At 65.8% G+C, this 16,792-nt stretch carries 18 protein-coding genes; 9 read left to right on the top strand and 9 right to left on the bottom strand.

The window, feature by feature from the left end; all coding sequences use genetic code 11:
* Positions 1 to 75: 75 nt before the first annotated feature.
* The 3 genes from gnd to ON40_RS32255 all read right to left on the bottom strand — a co-directional run bounded on the left by gnd (position 76) and on the right by ON40_RS32255 (position 5,015).
* Positions 76 to 1,104: a phosphogluconate dehydrogenase (NAD(+)-dependent, decarboxylating) gene (gene gnd / locus ON40_RS32265; RefSeq protein ID WP_040828879.1), complete on the bottom strand. Its 1,029-nt coding sequence runs from the start codon at positions 1,102 to 1,104 to the stop codon at positions 76 to 78.
* A 622-nt stretch (positions 1,105 to 1,726) separates the two neighbouring features.
* Positions 1,727 to 2,809, bottom strand: a complete 1,083-nt coding sequence (locus ON40_RS32260; protein WP_040828878.1) for a glycoside hydrolase family 183 protein — start codon at positions 2,807 to 2,809, stop codon at positions 1,727 to 1,729.
* A gap of 379 nt (positions 2,810 to 3,188) precedes the next feature.
* Entirely contained in the window at positions 3,189 to 5,015 is a 1,827-nt protein-coding gene (locus ON40_RS32255; protein ID WP_040828877.1) for an acyl-CoA dehydrogenase, read from the bottom strand.
* Between the two features lie 321 nt (positions 5,016 to 5,336).
* Here ON40_RS32255 and ON40_RS32250 point away from each other — a divergent pair, with 321 nt between their 5' ends.
* Positions 5,337 to 5,942 carry an alpha/beta hydrolase family protein gene (locus ON40_RS32250; protein WP_040828876.1) on the top strand — a complete coding sequence of 202 codons (606 nt, stop codon included), beginning with the start codon at positions 5,337 to 5,339 and terminating at the stop codon, positions 5,940 to 5,942.
* A gap of 12 nt (positions 5,943 to 5,954) precedes the next feature.
* Here ON40_RS32250 and ON40_RS32245 read toward each other — a convergent pair whose 3' ends face one another.
* The 4 genes from ON40_RS32245 to ON40_RS32230 all read right to left on the bottom strand — a co-directional run bounded on the left by ON40_RS32245 (position 5,955) and on the right by ON40_RS32230 (position 9,564).
* Positions 5,955 to 6,647 (bottom strand): class I SAM-dependent methyltransferase, encoded by a 693-nt coding sequence (locus ON40_RS32245; protein ID WP_040828874.1) that lies wholly within the window; start codon positions 6,645 to 6,647, stop codon positions 5,955 to 5,957.
* 73 nt (positions 6,648 to 6,720) lie between these two features.
* Positions 6,721 to 7,773: a glycoside hydrolase family 183 protein gene (locus ON40_RS32240; RefSeq protein WP_083896087.1), complete on the bottom strand. Its 1,053-nt coding sequence runs from the start codon at positions 7,771 to 7,773 to the stop codon at positions 6,721 to 6,723.
* Between the two features lie 265 nt (positions 7,774 to 8,038).
* Positions 8,039 to 8,782: a crotonase/enoyl-CoA hydratase family protein gene (locus tag ON40_RS32235; RefSeq protein WP_040828870.1), complete on the bottom strand. Its 744-nt coding sequence runs from the start codon at positions 8,780 to 8,782 to the stop codon at positions 8,039 to 8,041.
* Positions 8,779 to 9,564 carry an alpha/beta fold hydrolase gene (locus ON40_RS32230; protein ID WP_245568085.1) on the bottom strand — a complete coding sequence of 262 codons (786 nt, stop codon included), beginning with the start codon at positions 9,562 to 9,564 and terminating at the stop codon, positions 8,779 to 8,781. The genes ON40_RS32235 and ON40_RS32230 overlap by 4 nt, the downstream gene beginning before the upstream one ends.
* Before the next feature lie 74 nt (positions 9,565 to 9,638).
* Between ON40_RS32230 and ON40_RS32225 the strand changes: the two genes are divergently transcribed.
* From ON40_RS32225 to ON40_RS32205, 5 genes are all read left to right on the top strand, one after another.
* Complete coding sequence (locus tag ON40_RS32225; protein WP_040828868.1) at positions 9,639 to 9,863, top strand: hypothetical protein; 225 nt, start codon at positions 9,639 to 9,641, stop codon at positions 9,861 to 9,863.
* Positions 9,850 to 10,146 carry a hypothetical protein gene (locus tag ON40_RS32220; RefSeq protein WP_040828867.1) on the top strand — a complete coding sequence of 99 codons (297 nt, stop codon included), beginning with the start codon at positions 9,850 to 9,852 and terminating at the stop codon, positions 10,144 to 10,146. Before ON40_RS32225 ends, ON40_RS32220 begins: the two co-directional genes overlap by 14 nt.
* 119 nt (positions 10,147 to 10,265) lie before the next feature.
* Positions 10,266 to 10,586, top strand: a complete 321-nt coding sequence (locus tag ON40_RS32215; protein ID WP_040828866.1) for a hypothetical protein — start codon at positions 10,266 to 10,268, stop codon at positions 10,584 to 10,586.
* A gap of 417 nt (positions 10,587 to 11,003) precedes the next feature.
* On the top strand, positions 11,004 to 12,290 hold the full coding sequence (locus ON40_RS32210; protein WP_040828865.1) for a lipase family protein: 1,287 nt from the start codon (positions 11,004 to 11,006) through the stop codon (positions 12,288 to 12,290).
* A 328-nt stretch (positions 12,291 to 12,618) separates the two neighbouring features.
* Positions 12,619 to 13,737: an alkane 1-monooxygenase gene (locus tag ON40_RS32205; protein WP_051193848.1), complete on the top strand. Its 1,119-nt coding sequence runs from the start codon at positions 12,619 to 12,621 to the stop codon at positions 13,735 to 13,737.
* 108 nt (positions 13,738 to 13,845) lie between these two features.
* On the opposite strand, the gene ON40_RS32200 is transcribed toward ON40_RS32205, so the two are convergent.
* Positions 13,846 to 14,211: a hypothetical protein gene (locus ON40_RS32200; RefSeq protein WP_040828864.1), complete on the bottom strand. Its 366-nt coding sequence runs from the start codon at positions 14,209 to 14,211 to the stop codon at positions 13,846 to 13,848.
* Positions 14,212 to 14,429: 218 nt separating this feature from the next.
* Here ON40_RS32200 and ON40_RS32195 point away from each other — a divergent pair, with 218 nt between their 5' ends.
* Together ON40_RS32195 and ON40_RS32190 are read left to right on the top strand one after the other, a co-directional pair.
* Entirely contained in the window at positions 14,430 to 14,819 is a 390-nt protein-coding gene (locus ON40_RS32195; RefSeq protein ID WP_040828863.1) for an FHA domain-containing protein, read from the top strand.
* 209 nt (positions 14,820 to 15,028) lie between these two features.
* Positions 15,029 to 15,478: a hypothetical protein gene (locus ON40_RS32190; protein WP_040828862.1), complete on the top strand. Its 450-nt coding sequence runs from the start codon at positions 15,029 to 15,031 to the stop codon at positions 15,476 to 15,478.
* Positions 15,479 to 15,552: 74 nt separating this feature from the next.
* Here ON40_RS32190 and ON40_RS32185 read toward each other — a convergent pair whose 3' ends face one another.
* On the bottom strand, positions 15,553 to 15,810 hold the full coding sequence (locus ON40_RS32185; RefSeq protein ID WP_169541930.1) for a hypothetical protein: 258 nt from the start codon (positions 15,808 to 15,810) through the stop codon (positions 15,553 to 15,555).
* Between the two features lie 213 nt (positions 15,811 to 16,023).
* Between ON40_RS32185 and ON40_RS32180 the strand changes: the two genes are divergently transcribed.
* The coding region (locus ON40_RS32180; RefSeq protein ID WP_157186501.1) for a helix-turn-helix domain-containing protein at positions 16,024 to 16,792 on the top strand (769 nt) is incomplete at its 3' end.

Raw genomic sequence — 16,792 nt, 5'->3', positions numbered from 1 at the left:
CACGTGTCCACACCGGAAATTGGCACTGTCCCGCACCGAATAACGATGCGGGACAGCATTTCCGATGTATCGAGCCTACTTCGCCGGAAGCTCGTTGTGCCCGCCGAAACCCTTGCGCATCGCCGAGAGCACCTTGTCCGCGTACAGCGACTCGCCGCGCGAGGAGAAACGGGCGAACAACGCCGCGGACAGCACCGGTGCGGGGACACCCTCATCGATGGCCGCGGAAATGGTCCAGCGACCCTCACCGGAGTCCGACACCCGGCCACCGAACGAGGACAATTCGGGATCCAGCAGCAACTGCTGCGCGGTCAGATCCAGCAGCCAGGAAGCGACGACCGACCCGCGCCGCCACAACTCGGTGACCTCCGGGACGTCGATGTCGTACTGGTAGTACTCCGGGTTGTCCAGCGGAGTCTCCTCCGCCGAATGCGTCGCGTCGGACTGCACGCCGATATTCGCCTTGTGCAGGATGTTCATTCCCTCGGCGTACGCGGCCATCGCGCCGTACTCGATACCGTTGTGCACCATCTTCACGAAATGGCCCGCACCTGCCGGGCCACAGTGCAGATAACCCTGCTCGGCGCGCGAAGGCTCACCCGTGCGACCCGGGGTACGCGGAGCGGCATCCACACCGGGCGCGATCGAACGCAGCAGCGGTTCGATGTGTGCGACCTGCTCGGCCTCGCCGCCCACCATCAGGCAGTAGCCGCGCTCCAGACCCCACACACCACCCGAAGTGCCGATGTCCATGTAGTGGATGCCCTTGGGCGCCAGCGCCTTCGACCGCTCGATGTCCTCGTGGTAACGGCTGTTACCGCCATCGATGATGATGTCGCCCGGATCCAGCAGCTCGGCGACCTCGTCGATCACCGCACCGGTCGCCCCCGCCGGGATCATCACCCACACGATGCGCGGCGCCTCGAGCTGCTCGACGAAAGACTTGTAATCCGTGGCGCCGGTGAACTTGTCCCCCAGCTCGTCGACGAATTCCTTGATCTGGCTCTCGCGACGGGCATAGCCGACCGCGGTGTGCCCGTCCTTGACGATCCGGCGCACGATATTGGCGCCCATCCGGCCGAGACCGATCATTCCCAGCTGCATACCTTCTCCTCGAGTCGTCCGGAGCTCCGGCGGGTCCGAGCTCTCACCGTGGCGGCGCACTCGGCGAACCCGTCACGCCCACGCCGCAGCCTTCTCGATTGTCCACTCTGTCAGGTCCGGAAAAATCTTCGGCCCGCACGCGCGGTGGTGTAACACTCCCGCGTGGGCTCCGATACACAGATCGGCTCCGTGCAGTTGCCAGACCCCCGACCCGGCAACCGCACGGGGCTCTCTATTTTTTGGCCTCCGCTTCGCTCCCGCGGGGTTTTCGGCGCTGTAAGGCTCGTCGCTGCGCCCTCGAGACTCGGCCTTCGGCCATGCGCTTCGAGGGCGCAGCGACGAGCCCGCGCCGAAAACCTCAGGGTTGGCATTATCCGGCCTGACAGTTCCGGCGGACAGAGACGCTTCGCCCTGGGCGCGTCGGTTTTATTGCATCGCTTCGCGTCGGCCGGTGTTCAGTCGGTGAGGTTCGTCGTTCGGGCGAACACAGTCGGCGCGACGAGCGAGACGAAAAGCGGAAGCTCCCCCGGCGAAGCGTCTCTGTACGCCGGAAATCGCCCGCGAAGCGAAAGGCTCAGCAAGAACACGCCGAAAACCCGCCGCAGCGAAGCGGAGGCCAAAATTACAGCGGCGAGCGCATCAAAACCACGTTGTACTGGTTGTGGATGCCCAGTGCGAAGTACAGGGCGCTGCCGGTCTGGTACGGGAACAGCATCGGGGCGTAGGCGGTCGGCAGGCCGCGCACGTCTACCAGCACCTTTGCCGGGCCCCACGGGCCCTCGGGGTTCGGCGCGGTCCGCATGACGACCGAATTGAACGGGTCGGTGGTCAGCATGACGTACTGGTGCAGATACTCGTTCCACATCACCGACAGTTCGCCGACGCCGCCGACGATCGGCTCGGCCTGGGCCGGGTCCTTCGGCTTCCAGGTCTTGCCGTCCCAGAACTCGTAGGCCTCGTTGTTGGCGATATCGGCCTGCTTGACCCGGGCGATGAAACCCGGATTGTCGCGGCCGGCGGGGGTGCCGTACTCGTACACGTAGCCGTTCGCCTTCAGGAAGGCGTTCTGCTGGAAGTTGTTCCACGGTCCGTCCGTGGCGCGGCGCGTCGTGGGCAGCTGGGCCCAGGTCTGCCCGTCGTCACCGGAGACCGCCAGGGTGGAGAAGTTGGTGGCCCACTTCCCGTCGTTGCCCCAGTTGTGCACCGACATCATCCGCATGTACTGCACGCCGTTGACCGAGATGCCCGCGGTGGGAATGAAGCTGATCTCGATGCCGGGGATCTTCGGGCTGGGCAGCGGGTTGTCGACGAAGCTGTTGTAGTGGATGCCGTGCGACGGGTCGGCTCCGGCGGGGCTGCGGTACAGCACGTTGGACCGCCAGGCCCAGACGCTTCCGGCCAGCAGGTTGGGCACGCCGAACCCGGCGGTGTCGCCGTAGGCGCTCATCATGTGCCCGTGCCCGTCGTCCCACATGATGCCCAGGTCGGTGCCCAGCACGTTCTGCTGATCGGTGTGGTTCGGGCTGGCCATTCCCGTCAGCTGGAATATCGCCTTGGTCGGCCCGGGTAGGTTGGGCAGACCGTTCGTGCCGTTCAGGCCGGGGAAGGGATTGATGTTGTTGGGGTCGGCTCCGGCCGGGGTCGCCCCGACCGCGATCATCGCGACCGCCGCACACGCTCCGGCTAATGCGGACAGTCGTTTCATACTCTGTTCCCTTCCACGAGTGACGCCGTGGGTATTGTGCCGGGTTCACGGCGCGGATGTGCGACTTGCGACACGCAACATCGATCACATCGTCCGATCCCACCCCCACCGTTACATGATCGTGATGCTGTGTCTTTGGCCTCCGCTCCGCTCCGGCGGGTTCGCGGCCCCCTGAGTCTCGCCGGTCGGCCCCGTGTCGGGTACTCGTTCCTCGCACCCGCCACGCGTCCGACCGGCGAGACGGGCCCGCGAACGGGGTTGGCCATGACAACGCGTATTCGGGATCGTTCGGGGCACAATCGTGCGGGGATAAAGCAAACGCCCCGCGATCGGAGGCGAATCCGATCGCGGGGCGTTCAGGTCATCCGGACGTAGCAGGTCAGAAGGCTGCTTCGTCCAGTTCCATGATGTCGTTGTCCAGGTTGGCCAGGACCGCGCGGGTCGCGGTCAGCTCGGGCAGCACATTGCGGGCGAAGAACTGGGCGGTCGCGATCTTGCCCTGGTAGAACGCCTCGTCCGAGCCGTTGTCCAGCGCCTTGATGGCGATCTCGGCCTGCGACAGCAACTGCCAGCCGACGAGCAGGTCGCCCACGGCCATCAGGAACCGCACCGAGCCCAGGCCCACCTTGTACAGCTCCTTGGTGTCCTCCTGCGCGCCCATCAGGTGACCGGTCAGGGTCGCGGCCATGCCCTGCACGTCCTCGAGGGCGGTGGCGAGCAGCTTGCGCTCGGCCTTGAGCCGGCCGTTGCCGCCCTCACGCTCGAGGAACTTGCTGATCTGGCCGGCCACGTGCGCCAGCGCCACACCGCGGTCGCGGGCGATCTTGCGGAAGAAGAAGTCCTGCGCCTGGATCGCGGTGGTGCCCTCGTACAGCGAGTCGATCTTCGCGTCGCGGATGTACTGCTCGATCGGGTAGTCCTGCAGGAAGCCCGAACCGCCGAAGGTCTGCAGCGAATCGGTCAGGTACTGGTAGGCCCGCTCGGAACCGACACCCTTGACGATCGGCAGCAGCAGATCGTTCACCCGGGCGGCCAGATCCGCGTCCGCGCCCGAGACCAGCTCGGCGATATCGGCGTTCTGGTGCGCGGCGGTGTAGAGGTAGACCGCGCGCAGGCCCTCGGCGTACGCCTTCTGCATCATCAGCGAGCGGCGGACGTCGGGGTGGTGGGTGATGGTGACGCGCGGTGCGGCCTTGTCGGTCATCTGGGTCAGGTCGGCGCCCTGCACGCGGGTCTTGGCGTACTCCAGCGCGTTCAGGTAACCGGTGGACAGCGTCGCGATGGCCTTGGTGCCCACCATCATTCGCGCGTTCTCGATGACGTCGAACATCTGCGCGATGCCGTTGTGCACCTCGCCGACGAGCCAGCCCTTGGCCGGGACGCCGTGGCCGCCGAAGGTGACCTCGCAGGTGGCCGAGACCTTCAGGCCCATCTTGTGCTCGACGCCGGTGACGAAGACGCCGTTGCGCTCGCCCAGCTCGCCGGTCTCGTGGTCGAAGTGGAACTTGGGCACGAAGAACAGCGACAGGCCCTTGGTGCCCGGACCCGCGCCCTCGGGACGCGCCAGCACCAGGTGCACGGTGTTCTCGAACAGGTCGTCGGCATCGCCCGAGGTGATGAAGCGCTTCACGCCCTCGATGTGCCAGGTGCCGTCCTCCTGCTGGACCGCCTTGGTGCGGCCCGCGCCCACGTCGGAACCGGCGTCGGGCTCGGTCAGCACCATGGTGGCGCCCCAGTCGCGGTCGACCGCGATCTTGGCCCACTTCTTCTGCTCTTCGGTGCCGTTGTTCCAGAAGATCGCGTTGAAGCCGGGACCGGCGGCGTACATGTACGCGGCGGGCTGCGCGCCGAGGATCAGCTCGCTGATCGCCCAGTGGATCGAGCGCGGCACGCCGAGGCCACCGAGCTCCTCGGGCAGGCCGAGCTTCTCCCAGCCACCCTCCTGCATCGCGCGGAAGGACTTCTTGAAGGATTCGGGGATCGCCACGGTGTGGGTCTCGGGGTCGAAGACCGGCGGGTTGCGGTCGGCGTCGGCGAAGGATTCACCCAGCGGGCCCTCGGCCAGCCGGCGTACCTCGCGCAGCATCTCCTTGACGGTGTCGGCATCCAGATCGCCGTACGCGCCGCTGTCGAGGATCGAACCGAGGCCGAGCACCTCGAAGAGGTTGAACTCCAGGTCGCGGACGTTGCTCTTGTAGTGACCCATCTGTCTACTCACTCTCCATCGAGTTTGGTGCGGTCGGACGCTGCCCGTTCCCGCCCGCGGTCTCCGCCGGGTAGCCGGTCGCCTTCGCCGTCCACTACTCGCGGGTAACTTACAGCGTATATTACCGGCCGGTAATCCGTCGTCAAAGGGATGACCGGGCAGTGTGATGCGATGAACAAACCGCTGCTGAGATCGGGTGCGGCCACTTCGGCTCGGCGACCGGCCGAACGGCGGCGTCGTGGGATTACTGTCGTTGCATACGGCGACCAGGCGCGGGGCCGGGCTCCGGCCGCGCACCGAGGGTGAGGAGAGGCGGCGAGCGTGCGGATCGAGACGAGTGCGGGACCTGCGGAGGTCGAGCTCGACAAGCCGCGGTCGCCGAAATTCCTGCTGTTGCTGACCCACGGATCCGGGGGCGGGGTGGAGGCGAAGGATCTGCTGGCGGTGCGCGACTGCGCGGTGGAGTTGGGCGGGGCGGTCGCGCGGGTGGTGCAGCCCTATCGGGTAGCGGGGCGGCGGGCCCCGGGATCGGTGACCACGCAGGATGCGGCGTGGCTGGAAATCGTTGCGGCACTGCGCAAGAAGGTGCGGTCGGCGCCGCTGATCCAGGGCGGGCGCAGCAACGGGGCGCGGGTGGTGTGCCGAACGGCCGTCGAGGTCGGAGCGAAAGGCGTGCTGGCGCTGTCGTTTCCGCTGCATCCGCCGGGCAAGCCGGAGAAGACGCGGCGGGACGAACTGCTCGCCGCCTCGCAGGCGGTCGACGTCGTGGTCGTCAACGGGGCGCGCGACCCGTTCGGCATTCCGGATCCGGCCGATGCGGCCGAGGTGACAGTTGTTCCGGGACAGCCGCATTCGTTCCGCAGCGGATTCGGTCTGATCGTCGGTGCGGTCGAACCGTGGTTGCGCAGGTGGTCCGCGCCGGACTGACCGGAACGGTGTTCAGCTCTCCGCGGCCTGCTCCGCCAGATCGGGGACGATCTTCGTCGCCACGACCAGAGCATCGATCGCATCGCGGCCCTCGGTCTCGCGCACTACGCGATCGGCGATCCGGATGCGGACGTCGGGGACCGCGGCCAGATCGGTCACCACGTCGTCCGGGGTGAACAGGATGGACCGATCCTGCGGTCCGCCGAAACCGTCGGTGATGTTGGTGGTGTCGTGGCCGAGTACGAGCAGCGTGCCGCCGGGGGTGAGCAGTTCGGCGGCGCGGGTCAGCATCGCCCGGCGCTGTTCGGCCGGCAGATGGACGAACACGCTCAGCACCAGCTCGAACGGCCCGGTGATCTCGGCCGCGTCGAGGTCGGTGATGTCGGCGCACTGCCAGTCGATCCGGGCGCGCACCGACCGCGACAACCGCGACGCCACCGTCCGCCCCTTATCGATCCCGACCTGCGAGAAATCCACCGCTCGAACCTGCCACCCGTGCGTGGCCAGCCACAGCGTGTTGCGCCCCTCCCCACATGCCAGATCCAGCGCGCGGGGAAGTTCCGGAACCGGCTCTCCGGCCACGTCCGGCTGCAACACCACCCGCCGCTCCAGCCCGTACACATGCTCGACCACGGTGGCGTTCGGCGGCGCCCCCCACACCAACTCGCTCTGCGTGTACCGAGCATCCCAATCGGCCGCATCCATGGGTTGTATTTTCCGGCCTCCGCCCCACCCGACCGCAGCCGGGCCCGCCGCCGGAGCGAAGCGGAGGCAGAAATTACAGCGTGGTGTGCATGAGGACGACGTTGTACTGGCTGTGGACCGTGGTGAGGAAGTACAGGTCGCGGCCGGTTTGGTACGGGAAGATCGACGGGGCGTAGGCGGTGGGTAGTTCGCGGGCGTCGATCAGGACTTCCGGTGCGCTCCACGGACCCTGCGGGGAGGAGGCCCGGCGCATGACGACGGAGTTGAACGGATCGGTCGTCAGCATCAGGTACTGCCCGAGGTACTGGTTCCACATCACCGACAGCTCGCCCACACCGCCCGCGATGGGTGCGGCGGCGTTCGCGTCACCGCGTCGCCAGCGTCCACCGTCCCAGTATTCGTACGCGCCGAGATTCTGAATATCGTGTTCGGCCACCCGGGCCACATACGCGGCGTGGTTGCGCCCGGACTGGGTGCCGTACTCGTAGACGTAGCCGCCGGATTTGGTGAACGCGTTCATCTGGAATTTGGCGTTCCCACCGGAATTGGGGCGTCGGGTGAATCCCAGATCCGCCCAGGTTTCGCCGTTGTCCGCCGAGGCGCCCAGCCCGGAATAGTTGGTCGTCCACTGGCCGTCTTTATCCCAGCTGCGCACCGACATCAGGCTCATGTATTGCACCCCGCCGACTTCGATGCCCGCGGTCGGGATTCGGCTGATCTCGATGAACGGGATCTTCGGGCTGGGAATCAGGTCGCGTGCCTGACCCAGTGCGTCGCGCACGACACTGTCGTAGAAGATGCCGTTGGCGGGATTGTGGGTGTGGCTGCGCACCAGAATATTGCTGCGCCAGGCCCAGGTGCTGCCGGCCAGCAGGTTCGGCAGCCCCAGCCCGGCCGAATCGCCGAAGGCGGTGAGCATCTGGCCTTTGCCGTTGTCCCACATGATGCCCAGATCGGTACCGAGGACGTTGTAGTTCTGCGTGTTGTTGGGGCTCATCATGCCGGTCACCTGGAAGATCGCACGGCTGCGACCGACCAGGTGCGGCAGGCCACTGGTCCCGTTCAATACGGGAATGGGGTTGATGGCGTTGGGATTCGCGTCGGCGGGCGCGGTCATGGTCAACATCACCGCCGAACCCGCGGCTATTGCGGACAGCAGGATCGATACTGCTCTGGACAACGTTGTCGGCCTTCCCGAGTCGTGTCGAGTCGGGCGGCCGATACCGGTGAAGACTCAGGGCGGCCACACACGATCATCGACTGGTTGGCAAAATGTGAAATACAAACTGCGCACATTCGGCACGGGTTTAGCTACCCCGGTGACGGGGGTACTGCAGATATCGACCGGTGTGAATGGCCACCGGCTTCGTAGCGTACAGCCGGTACGCAGATTACCTGCGAAAACGTGCTTGGCGAAGTATCAGAGGCAGCTGAGTCGCGCGTTCGATGCCGAAAGCGCGCCGGGCCGACGCGTGCCAGGTCCGGTCGAACAATCGTTTGGCGGCGGCGACCGCGTGTGGTGAACGTTCGGCGATCCGCTCGGTCAGTTGCTGCGCGGTGCCGATCGGATCCTCGCTGACCTCGGTGATCAGGCCGATCCGTGCGGCGTGCGCGGCGTCCACCCGATCGGCGGTCATGGTCAGCAGCAGCGCTTTGTCCAGGCCGATCAGCCGCGACAACGTCGCCGCGCCGGTCATATCCGGAATCAGGCCGTGCCGCACTTCCATCACCGAGAAATCCGAATCCGGTGTGGCGAAACGGAAGTCGGCCGCCAATGCGAGTTGCAGACCGCCGCCGTAACAATGCCCGTGCACGGCCGCGACGACCGGTTGCGGCAGTCGTCGCCACGCCCAGCAGGCTTCCTGGAAAGAATTGGTGCCGCGCAACGGATTCGGCAGGAAATTGCGCGCCACGCCCAGTGGATTGCCCATCGTCCCCGCGATATCCAGGCCGCTGGAGAAACTCGGACCGTTTCCGCGCAGGATTACCGTGCGAATATCCTTGCGGTTCTGGATGAATCGCGCCACGCGGGTGAGTTCGCGCAGCATCTCGATGGTGAGACCGTTGTGTTTGTCGGGACGGTCCAGGGCGACCTCGGCGCGGTTCCCGTCGATGGTCAGCGCTACCGGGTTCATCGGTCCGCCGCGGCGAGTTGCTCGAGGATGACCTGCGCGCAGCGATCGGGATCGTCGTAGAACGGGGTGTGGCCGCTGCCGGGCAGGGTGAGGTGCCGCGCCTCGGGCAGCCGTACGCGGGCGCGCCGGCTCTGGGTGGCGTAGGTGAGCAGGACGTCGCGATTACCCCACGCGATGGTGACCGGGATCCGCGCCAGGCGTCCGGAGTCCTGCAGGCGGGCGTGGTCGAAGGAGGCCAGCGCGGGGGCGAATCCGGGGGAGTCGATCGCGCCGAGGGCGGTGGCGAGTGCGACGTCGCCGCGCACGGCCCACGCCTTGCCGAAGACCAGGCTCAGGAATGCGGCGCGTCCGGCGGGCGTGCCCAGGATCGAGGGCAGTGCGGGCCGCAGCATCCGGCCGAGCGTCGCGGACTGTCCGAGGGACTGCTGACACCAGACGCGTCCGGCGGTGGCCCAGAATCCGATCGGCGAGAAGGCGGTCACCGAACGGGCCAGACCGCGGGCGGCCAGGTTCAGCACGATCAGCCCGCCCATGGAATTGCCCGCCAGATGCGGTGTGTCCAGGCCGTTCTCGGTGAGGAAGGCGGCCAGCGCGTCGGTGAGCATGTCGACGGTGGTGTGCGCCAGCGGTTCGGATTCGCCGAATCCGGGCAGATCCACCGCGTAGACCTCGAAGGATCGTGCCAGCCGGTCGATCACCGGCTCCCACACCTGCCAGTGGCTGCCGACGCCGTGGACCAGGACCAGAGGCTCCCCGCTGCCGACGCGGTGGTGATTCAACACGCGCACAGGGTAGCAACGGTTGGCGTCATGCCAACAGTGTTCGTTTCGTGCGTTTCGGCGGTACGATGAATGGTATGGCTACCCGTAAGGTGACGTTGTCACTCGATGCGGCGGCCTGGTCGTTCGCCGAGCAGGCCGCGGAGCGTGCGGGAATGTCCCCGTCCGCGTGGATATCCCGTGCCGCCCGGCGCGAAGCGGTGCGCACCGGTTGTGCTCCGGTGCCCGATCCGGCGGCCGCCGCGGCCGCCGAGGAGGCCGAACTCGCGGCCGCCGAGGAGTTGATGCGTGCGCAAGGGTGAACTGTGGATCTACAACCCGCACGGTTTGCCTCGGCGTCGCAACGTCGTCCTGATCTCGAGTGACGGCATCAACGAGTCGCCGCGCCCCTGGCTGATCGCCGCCGAACTGCTCGACGAGGATCCGCAGGACATCCTGGCCGTGTCGATTCCCGGCCACGGCTGGGTGCACGCGGGCAATCTGGGCCGCATCTATCGAGGTTGGCTGGCCGAACGCATAGACGCCGTCCAGGACGACACCCTGGAGCGACTCGATACCGCGCTGCGTGCCGCGATGGATCTGTAGCGCCGGCGGATTGTGGATTGTCACCTCCGACTGTCCTGGAGCCGTGGGATGCGGCAGTATCACCACGGCGGTTGTGTGTCGCCGCCGTAGCCGTATTTGACGAGAATCGAGGAAATCAGTTGAGGATTACGCTGATCGCCGCCGCGTTGGTCGCTGTGCCCCTGCTGGCGGGCTGTGGCTCGAGCAACGCCCAGCCCGAGGTCACCCAGGCGGATCTGTCCAAGGCGTTGCAGAGCAGCGGTCTGAACGACCCCAAGCTGGCCGACTGCGCCGCGAAGATCTATGTCGGCGAAGGCATCTCGCAGGACGGACTGCGCCTGATGACCAAGCCCGGCACCGATACCAACAAACTCGACTCCGCCACCATGGGCCTGAGCAAGGACGACGCCGCCAAGGCCAAATCCGCCACCCAGAAGATCCTCACCGACTGCATCAAGTAGCGCGTGTCGCCCCGGCCGGTGCGTCAGCGCCCGGCCGGGTAGCGCAATCCGCCGCGGTTCGCCATCGCGCGACCGCGCGGGATTCACCCGACTCCTCGTTTTGATTCTCCCGTATCGACTTTCGTACGCACGGTGGTGCTTCGAAGGGCCTTTCGCCGTCGCCACGGGCATAATTCGCGGTCTTTCACATGGTTTCGCCGGTCACGCGAAACAGTAATGGCGTCCTCCCGGCGGAATTCGATCGATTGTCCGATCCGACCGGCGATCTGGCTCAGCTGCGCTCCGGGGATGTCCTAAGCTATGCCCACGGCACCACGAATTGTATGTACGACCGGTTCTGCGCTCGAACACGGATTCGGTATCCGATGATCCGGATCCAGTTGCTCTGGTATCACCCAATCGCAGAAAGGATCGAATATGAGGAGCGGGAAACGCGCCTGGGTCGCAGCGTTGACAGGAACCCTCATCGTGGCCGGAGGTGCGGCGATCGCCACGCCACAGGCATGGTCGAAGCCGACGGCGCCACAGTCCCGAGGAGCTCTGGGATCCATCATCCGGGCCGACACGTCGCAGGTGGATTTCTCGGTGCCCGGAATGCCGGGCGCCGTTCCGGCGAGATCGACACGCATGACGTACGCCAGCAGTACTACCAACAGCTCGCCGACCTCGGTGGTGGGAACGTATCTGGAGCCGCTGCAGCCGTGGACCGGTCCCGGGCAACGTCCGCTGATCGCATACGCCGGTGGCACTCAGGGGCAGAGCGATCAGTGCGCGCCTTCGGCGATGTTGTCGCAGGGTGTGCGGTTCCAGCCGCCTGCCGACGCGATCGTCGAATACGACCTCGCCCCGATCTATCAAATGCTGGCGCGCGGCATGAGCGTGGTGATCACCGATTACCACGACCTGGGCGTGCCCGGAGTCCACGATTTCCTGAACCGCAGGACGCAGGGGTACGCGGTGCTGGACTCCGCGCGCGCCGCGTTGCGGTTGCCCGGCAGCGGCTTGAATCCCCGCTCGCCGGTCATGCTCTACGGCTACTCCCAGGGCGGTATGGGCGCCGGCGCGGCGGCCGAACTGCAGCCGAAGTACGCCCCCGACCTGAATGTGCGCGGGGCGTATATCGGTGCGCCCCTGGTGGATCCCGAGTTCTACATCGCCCGCAACGACGGGCGTCCCGGCGTCGCACCGGCCATCGCGTGGATCCTGAACGGTATCGCCGCCGATTACCCGGACACCCGCCCGGTGCTCGATGCCGCGCTGAACAATACCGGTAAAGGGATCCTGCACGATTCGGTCGGCAAATGCGGCGGTGGTCTCGGCAGCAGTTTCGTGCAGCCGCAGAACACGTCCCGGTGGACAAACAGTGGACAACCGATAACGGCCGTGATCGATCGCACCCCGGTGTTGAAGAGGGCGTTCGACGAGCAGCGGCTCGGCGGCCTGGCCCCGTCGGTACCGGTGCGCGTCTACGCGGCCCGGAACGATGATGCGATGCCGTATCCGCTCATCCGTACCCTGGCCGCGAGCTGGTGTGGTCACGGCACGCCCGTGCAATTCCAGGTCGACGGGTCGCTGCCGCCGATGTCCGGCATCGTCGGCACACACGACCTGGCCTTCTTCCCCTCCGCGGTCGATTCGCAGCAGTGGATCACCGATCGCCTGGCCAATGTGCCCGCTCCGGTGAATTGCGGGGCGCTGCCGTAGGCGCCGGAGAAACGATCGATTTCGGCATGTCGATATCCCGGTCCGGATAGCCGGGCTGTCGGTTCGAACGAATAACGCCGGTAACGGGTCGGCCCACGGGCATAATTGCCCTGGTCCGACCCGGCCGTGTGTCTAGAGGAAAAAGTCCTTCCTTCGTGGTGCATTAATTTCCGATCATAAAGTGCGAATGCCTGGTCATTCAGGTGTTTTCAATTTTTCGTTGGCACGCGACAGCAGGGCCGCTACCGTGGGAGAGTCGGCGAGTTACTCCTGTTGTCGGACATGCCTTCGAATGATCGTTTATCGGGCTTGGTGGGGCGAGACGGTTATGACGGATATGGAAAACATCGCTGTTCGCGATCGGAAGCGCTATCTCTGGGTTCTCGGTACGGTAGCGCCCGCATCTGCACTGTTCCCGGCGCAACTGGTCCAGATCACCGGACTCGAACTGTTCTGGTGGATCGGCCCGATCTTCGTGCTGGTGCTGATACCGCTGCTGGACATCGCCGTGGGGCGCGACAGCGGCAACATGAGCGAGCAGGACTACGAGGTGTTGTCCGACGATCATTACTATCGTTGGTGCACTTACCTTTTCCTGCCGATACAGTTCGCCGGCCTGGCCGTCGCAGGTTATATGTGGTCCAGCCCCGAGTTGACTCTCATCGACAAACTGGGGTTGACCGTGACGGTGGGGATCGTATCCGGCATCGGGATAAATACGGCCCACGAGCTCGGCCATCGAGCCGAACATCTCGAACGGCGCCTGGCGAAGATCGCACTGGCACAATCCGGATACGGGCACTTCTACGTCGAACACAACCGCGGCCACCACGTCCGCGTCGCCACGCCCGAGGATCCGGCGAGCGCCCGCTTCGGTGAGTCGCTGTGGGGTTTCCTGCCGCGCAGCATCTTCGGTGGCTTTCGATCGGCGCTGTCCTTGGAACGGGAACGTCTGTCCCGTAAGGGAAAACGATGGTTCAGCCGGGAGAACAATCTGTTGCAGGCGTGGTCGTTGACCGCCGTGCTGTTCGGCGCGATGATCCTGGTCTTCGGCTACACCATCATCCCGTTCCTGGCGTTGCAGGCCGTGATCGGCTTCGGATTGCTCGAGACGGTGAACTACCTGGAGCACTACGGCCTGAAGCGCGCGCGCCGGGCGGACGGCCGCTACGAGCGATGCTCGTCACGCGACAGTTGGAACAGCGACCGCCTCGTCACGAACGTCCTGCTGTTCCATCTCCAGCGGCACAGCGACCATCACGCCAACCCCGGCCGCCGCTACCAGACCCTGCGCAGTCCCGAACAGGCGCCGCAGCTGCCGTACGGCTACGCGACCATGATGGTGCTCGCCTTCATCCCGCCGCTGTGGCGCGCGGTCATGGACCACCGGGTCCTGGACCACTACGACGGGGACATGACGTTGGTGAACGTGAAACCCCGGGGATGAGCGGAGTGCCGTGGCGATCGCGTCGAGCACCTGTCGACGAGTGTGCCGCGGCGAGACTATACAACGGATCTCTCATGAGAGATCCGTTGTATGAGAACAGTATACGAGTCAGCCGGTGATGAGCGTGTTCATGCGCTCGACCCCGAGGTCCCCGGGGAGCCGGTGACGCGCGCGTTCGAGCACGCGTTCGCCTTCCACGGTGATGACCTGCGCGATCAGGCGCACGGCGCTGTCTATGCCGTCGAGGTGCCGCAGGTTCGGGACGATGGCCGCCGCACCCGGCCTCGCGTGCAGTTCTCGCACGATCGTGGTGAGCGGGAATTCGACACGGGCGTCCAGGTAGACGAGATCTGTGACGTTGTAACCGAGACGCTCGCCGACGTCGTACAGGTCGCGTATGTTGTTCCCGCGTCGAATCGCGATGCGCAGAAAGGGGATTGCGATCTTCTGCGCCGGATATATATCGATCTCCATAGATGTGCGCTGCCTTCTGTCGGATGTGACGGATGGTGCGTACTCGGTCGTCCTCTCGCATCGACTTTCGTACGAATACCGCTCTGCTGGAAGGGTCTTTCGTCATTGATCCGGACGGTTCGATTCTCGGCCGGTAGTTTCGTGATGGTGCCGGGCGAGCCCGATCCGGCACTGTGGACCGAATTTGTTGTTGAGCAGGGACTTTTGAGGAGGAATAGGTGCTCGAACTGACCATGGCGACGGTGTCCGGGTCGGAGGCCGCCACGGGCGGCATGATGATGGCCGATGCCCCGAGCGAGGCGGGCGCCGTGTTGCGCGTGGGGCGCGACAAGTCGGTGTGCCGGATCGTCGTGCCCGGTGACTGGGTGTTCGTCTCCCCGGTTCACCTGGAGTTCGCGTGTGGTCCCGAGGGGACCTGGGAGGTGAGCTGGGCACCGGATTCGGAGCCCGCGCCCGCTTCCGAAGTGCGGGTAGTCGTGGGGAACCTCGGCCAGTCCCTGGAGCAGGGCGGGGTGGTGGCCCTGCCGAAGGGCGGGCACGGTGAGATCACCATCTCGGATCGCAGCGCGCCTCGTAGCGTCAACATGGGCTTCTATCACGAGCTCTGAATCGGCGGTTTGCGCAGTGCCCGGGACAGGTGCGGCCGTCCGTCCCGGGACGGCGCATCATTTCCGGGCCAACTGTGCCGATCCGGCCGCTCGGTGGGGGTGCTGTCGGGTCGGGTAGGGCCCAACGCGGTTACTTTTGCCGCTCACGTCGCACGGCGTGGCAGACATATCGTCCAGCATGACCGAGTGCGTCGAGAGGAGGCCAACGTATGCCCGCTGTCGCTGACCTTGCCCTGGGGCTGGCGCCCATCGCCGGTGGATTGGCTCTCGGCGCCGCGGCGGGATATCTGAAGGGCCCCGACGTCCGCAAGGCGATCAAGCAGGATATGGAACTACTGGACCGCCTGTCTCCGCAGGACGTGGAGCGGCGAGCCGAACTCCAGCGAAGCATCGATATCCGCATCGACGACCTGGTCGCCACCGTTCACCGATACCGCCCGCTCCGCAGAGCAGCCGCCTCCTATCGCGCCGGTTTGCGCGACATCCTGCTGTTCGTCAGCGCAATCCTGTTCACGGGAGTGTGGTGGAGCGTCGATCATCACAAGACCAGCTGGCTACCGCTGTTCGTCGTGCTCATCGTCATCACGGTATGGGCGGCCGCCTATGCCCTGAGCGGTCTCCTCGGATCCCTGCTCAGTTTCCGCCACAGGAGGGACTGATCCGCAGCACGGCCACGCCGAGCAGAACTGCGGTAGCGGTGCCCCTCACGGTGGCAGCATTCTCTCCCTTGTTTTCAGACAGCGTCGATCGCTGGCTCGTCGCCGAGGCGTTGATAGTGGCCGCGGGTATAGGTGGCCGCCGGTCGCGTGGTGATCACTTCGTAAGAGGGCCGCAGCTCATCGAGCTGTTCTGTACTGCGTACGTCGTTCCCGCCGCGAATCTCTATGCGCAGGCGGGCGATTGCGATGTGTCGTGCAGTTGTGCTGTTCTTCATGCCGGTAATGCCCCTCCGTTCATGTTGGAAAGCGCCGCCGCCGAGGTTGCCTCCCACCCGGCGGCAGCGTTGACTACAGCCTCCGGCTGCACCGCAGGTCGGCCTGGTGGAATAGCGCCACCGACGCAGGTAGGGGGATTCTCCCCACCTGCAAATGGCGGCGAATCCCGTTCTCGCGCCCGTATTCTGGTGCTACCTCTTCGCGGCGGCTCAGTGCCTCCGACCGACAGGCCGGGGGTACCGCGGAGAGACTCGACCGCGGAGAAGGTGATGGCTGTGGCGCAGCCGAATTCGAGCGATCTCGCCGGGCGGACTATCGGCGAGCGCATTCAGATCATTCGCACTCGGACGGGCAAATCCCGTGCTGTCGTCGCCGGTCTCGTCGGCCGCTCGGAGGACTGGCTGCGAGACGTCGAAAAAGGGCGTCTGCAGAATCCGCCCCCGCTGGACATGCTGCTGCAGCTCGCTCAGGTGCTCGGTGTGCGCGACCTCACCGAAATCACTGGGGAGCATGAACTTTTGGTCGGAGTGGCCCGGCGGGCAGGGCATCCTGTCGTACCTGCCATACGTGAGGCCATCGAGGGCGTCGACCTGGCTGGTAACGCGCCGCTGGTCGACGGGGACGAGTTGCAGGCCCGTGTCGAGCATGCGTGGCGCGTATGGCACGAGTCGGAGAACCCACGCGCGGATGCCGGCGCAATGTTGCCGTCGCTGATCACCGATGGGCGTCGCGCGATGCGCAGGGCGGAAGGACGACACCGGCGCACTGCGGCTGCCGCGCTCGTCGGCGCGTACGTGTTGTCCGAGCAAGTACTTGCCTGGGTTGCGGACTCGCCGCTGCTATGGCTCGCCGCTGACCGCGCGATGGGAGCCGCCGAAGTAGCCGACGATCCTGTATCACTTGCGGCAGCCTCCTGGGTGTTGGGCAACGTGTGGCGTTCCACCGGCCGCGAGGAGGACGCTTATCGCTTGGCGCAGGATGCGGTGACGCTGCTCGAGCCTCGGTTGGACGACAGCGCGAATGCTCGCGCCTTGTGGG

Source organism: Nocardia jiangxiensis NBRC 101359, assembly GCF_000308615.1.
GTDB classification, from domain to species: Bacteria; Actinomycetota; Actinomycetes; order Mycobacteriales; family Mycobacteriaceae; genus Nocardia; species Nocardia jiangxiensis.
This window is presented reverse-complemented; position numbering and strand designations above follow the sequence as displayed.

What these genes read in the sequence shown, in the direction of transcription:
- ON40_RS32240 (WP_083896087.1), bottom strand. Translation starts at nt 7,773, where the DNA reads ATGTTGACCATGACCGCGCCCGCCGACGCGAATCCCAACGCCATCAAC.
- ON40_RS32245 (WP_040828874.1), bottom strand. Translation starts at nt 6,647, where the DNA reads ATGGATGCGGCCGATTGGGATGCTCGGTACACGCAGAGCGAGTTGGTG.
- ON40_RS32260 (WP_040828878.1), bottom strand. Translation starts at nt 2,809, where the DNA reads ATGAAACGACTGTCCGCATTAGCCGGAGCGTGTGCGGCGGTCGCGATG.
- ON40_RS32235 (WP_040828870.1), bottom strand. Translation starts at nt 8,782, where the DNA reads ATGAACCCGGTAGCGCTGACCATCGACGGGAACCGCGCCGAGGTCGCC.
- gnd (WP_040828879.1), bottom strand. Translation starts at nt 1,104, where the DNA reads ATGCAGCTGGGAATGATCGGTCTCGGCCGGATGGGCGCCAATATCGTG.
- ON40_RS32190 (WP_040828862.1), top strand. Translation starts at nt 15,029, where the DNA reads ATGCCCGCTGTCGCTGACCTTGCCCTGGGGCTGGCGCCCATCGCCGGT.
- ON40_RS32200 (WP_040828864.1), bottom strand. Translation starts at nt 14,211, where the DNA reads ATGGAGATCGATATATATCCGGCGCAGAAGATCGCAATCCCCTTTCTG.
- ON40_RS32255 (WP_040828877.1), bottom strand. Translation starts at nt 5,015, where the DNA reads ATGGGTCACTACAAGAGCAACGTCCGCGACCTGGAGTTCAACCTCTTC.
- ON40_RS32210 (WP_040828865.1), top strand. Translation starts at nt 11,004, where the DNA reads ATGAGGAGCGGGAAACGCGCCTGGGTCGCAGCGTTGACAGGAACCCTC.
- ON40_RS32205 (WP_051193848.1), top strand. Translation starts at nt 12,619, where the DNA reads ATGACGGATATGGAAAACATCGCTGTTCGCGATCGGAAGCGCTATCTC.
- ON40_RS32225 (WP_040828868.1), top strand. Translation starts at nt 9,639, where the DNA reads ATGGCTACCCGTAAGGTGACGTTGTCACTCGATGCGGCGGCCTGGTCG.